The organism is Limnofasciculus baicalensis BBK-W-15 (genome assembly GCF_024178385.1).
GTDB lineage: Bacteria > Cyanobacteriota > Cyanobacteriia > Cyanobacteriales > Coleofasciculaceae > Limnofasciculus > Limnofasciculus baicalensis.
In genome coordinates, this window is record NZ_JAMZMM010000501.1 from 1 (window position 1) to 3,580 (window position 3,580).

Below are 3,580 nucleotides of genomic sequence, written 5' to 3' on the forward strand. Positions count from 1 at the left end.
TTTTTGGAGTGGGGAGTGGGGGAATTTATGCTCCCGATTCCCGATTCCCTCTTCCTGCAACAAGGGAAATATTTCAAAATGATACCGACCTATGATATCCTGGTTTTGCAGCTCGTAATCTATGAGCCAACGACGAGACACAATCAAGTAGCGCAGATCGCGATCGAGCATGGCTACTGCTGCGGGTATCTGCTCGGCAAATACCGAGAACAGTTGTAGATTGCCTGAGTTAGGGGACTGATCTTTGAGTTGCATCATGACTAGTTATATAAAACCACACAGCTACCGCCCCTCACCACTACAGATTTTCCGTACCGCGATTAGAATATTCCCATTAGAGTATTCCTAATAGACTACGGTATTATCCCAACTGGCTGCGGAAAAACAAATATTAATAGTAACGCAAAAGACATCCAAGGTAAGATAGGTGTCGAAAATCACTCGGTTTCGAGTAATGCCTTACACCACTAATGACTTACCTAGTTTCCTACAACAGCTACTTGAAAGAGAATCCTTATCCATAGAGCAAGCCTCCTACCTGATGGAGGGATGGCTCAATGAGGAAATTCCCTCAGTTTTATCCGGTGCAATTCTGGCTGCAATTCAAGCCAAAGGAGTCTCTTCCCAAGAATTGGCGGGGATGGCGCAGGTACTCCAATCCCAATCAAAATCTCCCACTTCTTTAATAAATCAGGAAGTTGAGATTACTGAAAAAATTCCCCTTATCGATACCTGCGGTACAGGTGGCGATGGTGCTTCAACTTTTAATATTTCCACTGCTGTCGCTTTTGTCGCGGCGGCGGCAGGGGTGCGAGTGGCGAAACACGGTAACCGTTCCGCTTCGTCGCGAGTGGGTTCAGCAGATGTCTTAGAAGCACTTGGGATTAATTTAGCAGCTTCACCCGCACAAGTGCAAGCCGCCTTAGATGAGGTAGGGGTGACATTTCTCTTTGCGCGAGGTTGGCATCCGGCGCTGAAAGCTGTCGCTTCCCTCCGACAAACTCTGAAAATCCGTACTGTATTCAATCTTTTGGGTCCTTTGGTGAATCCTTTGCGCCCTACTGGGCAGGTAATTGGTGTATTTGATTCCAATATTGTGGCGACTATTGCCCAAGCTTTATCTCAGTTAGGAACCAAAAATGCGATTGTTTTACACGGAAGGGAAGGGCTGGATGAGGCGGGATTGGCAGATGAAACTGACCTAGCTTTATTATCAGGTGGAGAGGTACATTTATCTACTCTAAATCCGAAAATGTTGGGCTTGAATTCAGCTTCTACAGAAGCACTTAAGGGTGGGGATGTTGAGGAAAATGCGGTAATTTTGCGGCATGTTTTACAAGGTAAGGGAACTTCTGCACAGCAGGATGTGGTGGCATTGAATACTTCTTTGGCGCTCCAAGTGGGTGGTGCGATAACTCTGGAAGATCATGCTACTGGTATTGCTATAGCAAGGGAGGTGATGGCAAGTGGTGCTGCTTGGTCTAAATTAGAGGAGCTTGTGGCATTTTTGCAAGATTAGTTGTTGGTTATTTGTTGTTAGTTATTGGTTATTTGTTATTTGTTATTGGCTAATAGCTATTAGCTAACCTCTGACATGTCTTATGACTTATTGCTTAAATCCAGATTGCGATCGCGCCGATAACCCTGATGAGGCTAGGTTTTGCTATAATTGCGGTGCCAGGTTACTTTTGAGGGAACGTTATCGGGCTGTTAAACTAATTGGGCAGGGGGGATTTGGCAGAACTTTTTTAGCGGTGGATGGAGATAAGCCTTCTGTGCCGCAATGTGTGATTAAGCAGTTTTTTCCCCAATTTAAAGGGACGAATAATCGGGAGAAAGCGGCAGAATTATTCGAGCAAGAGGCGGTGCGATTGGAGGTGTTGGGTAAGCATTCGCAAATTCCAGAATTATTAGCGCATTTCACTCAGGATCGTCGTCAGTATTTGGTGCAGGAGTTTATTGATGGACAAAATTTAGCTGAGGTTTTGGAAATAGAAGGGGCGTTTCGAGAGAGTCAGATTATAGATTTACTCTCTAGTTTATTGCCTGTGCTGGATTTTATCCATTCTCACAATATTATTCACCGAGATATTAAGCCAGAAAATATTATTCGTCGCTCTTTTGCTTCTTTGGAGAAGGGAGAATGTACTATAAAGACTAGGTTGGTAATAGTAGATTTTGGTGCGGCTAAGTCGGTAATTGCTACGGTAATTACTCACAAGGGTACTAGTATTGGTACGCCGGAATTTATTGCTCCAGAGCAGGTTAAAGGGAAGGCAGTTTATGCTAGCGATTTGTATAGTTTAGGTGTAACTGCTATTCATTTACTTACTCATGTAGATCCGGTTAGGTTATTCGATACAGGTGAAAATATTTGGGTGTGGCGAAATTATTTAGTTAATAATCCGGTAAGTGATGAATTGGGATATATTCTGGATAAACTCCTGCAACATGCCACAAATCGACGCTATCAATCGGCGGCAGATGTTCTTCAGGATTTAGAAAGAAATGGAACAGCGGATATAAGGATGGGGAAAATTTTACCTCTTACCTCTCACCCCTTACCTCTTACCTTTAATCTTTTACCTACAAAAACTGGATCTTATACCCAAATAACTAAACTATCTCCTCCGCTCAGAAAAATATCACTAAATTGGCAAGTTATCCATACTCTAAAAGGTCATTTTGGTTCGGTGGAATCGATTGCTATTAGTCCAGATGGGGAAATACTGGCTAGTGGTAGTACTGATCGCAAAATTAAATTATGGCATTTGCTAGATAGGCGAGAAATTTGTACTCTCACGGGTCATAATGACAGGGTTTCTGCTGTTGTTTTTAGTCCAGATGGTAAAGTTATTGTGAGTGGGAGTTATGACCAAAATATTAAACTATGGCAGGTAGAAAAACAAGAAGAAATTTTGACTATAAAAGGTAATAGTAAATGGATTACTTGTCTAGCAATTAGTCCAGATGGGGAAACTTTGGTAAGTGGGAGTAGCGATGGCACAATTAAATTATGGAATTCCTTAGCAGGTAAGGAGTTGCGCACGATTAAGGGACATAATGAACATATAAATGCGATGGCGATATCGAGTGATGGAGGTATCTTGGCTAGTGTCAGTGGTGATGGTACGGTTAAATTGTGGGATTTTCAGACGGGAGCGGAAATCCATACTTTTGGTGATGGATTATTGCGTCTGGGCTTTTTTTGTTCAGTTGCTTTTAGCCCAGATGGGAGAATATTAGCGACAGGAAAAATTGATGGTACTATCCATTTGTGGGATTTGGTAGAGATGCGAGAATTCTTGATGCTTAAGGGGCATAAAAATAGAGTTCGTACTTTGGCTTTTAGTCCCGATGGGGAAATCTTTGCTAGTGGTAGTATGGATCGAACGATTAAGATTTGGCAAGTGGGATATAGGGAAGCAATTGCTAGTTTTACGGATCATTTACAGGAGGTTTATACGGTTGCTTTTAGTCCGGATGGGCGGATGTTAGTTAGTGGGAGTATGGATAAGACGATTAAGATTTGGGGGTGATGATTGTTGGGGTGGGGTGGGTTTTGTATGGAAATTTACTC

Annotated in this window: 3 protein-coding genes; 2 read left to right on the forward strand and 1 reads right to left on the reverse strand. The window is 42.7% G+C overall.

Annotated elements, in window-relative coordinates:
• Window positions 1-258 (reverse strand): PAS domain-containing protein (locus tag NJ959_RS27270; protein ID WP_254014903.1); only part of this gene is annotated, 258 nt, incomplete at its 3' end.
• Window positions 259-454: 196 nt separating this feature from the next.
• On the opposite strand from NJ959_RS27270, the gene trpD reads away from it, so the two are divergent.
• Both trpD and NJ959_RS27280 read left to right on the forward strand, forming a co-directional pair.
• Window positions 455-1,519 (forward strand): anthranilate phosphoribosyltransferase, encoded by a 1,065-nt coding sequence (gene trpD, locus NJ959_RS27275; RefSeq protein ID WP_254014905.1) that lies wholly within the window; start codon window positions 455-457, stop codon window positions 1,517-1,519.
• An 82-nt stretch (window positions 1,520-1,601) separates the two neighbouring features.
• On the forward strand, window positions 1,602-3,539 hold the full coding sequence (locus NJ959_RS27280; protein ID WP_254014904.1) for a WD40 repeat domain-containing serine/threonine-protein kinase: 1,938 nt from the start codon (window positions 1,602-1,604) through the stop codon (window positions 3,537-3,539).
• The last annotated feature ends 41 nt before the right edge of the window (window positions 3,540-3,580 follow it).

What these genes read in the sequence shown, in the direction of transcription:
- trpD (WP_254014905.1), top strand. Translation starts at nt 455, where the DNA reads ATGCCTTACACCACTAATGACTTACCTAGTTTCCTACAACAGCTACTT.
- NJ959_RS27280 (WP_254014904.1), top strand. Translation starts at nt 1,602, where the DNA reads ATGACTTATTGCTTAAATCCAGATTGCGATCGCGCCGATAACCCTGAT.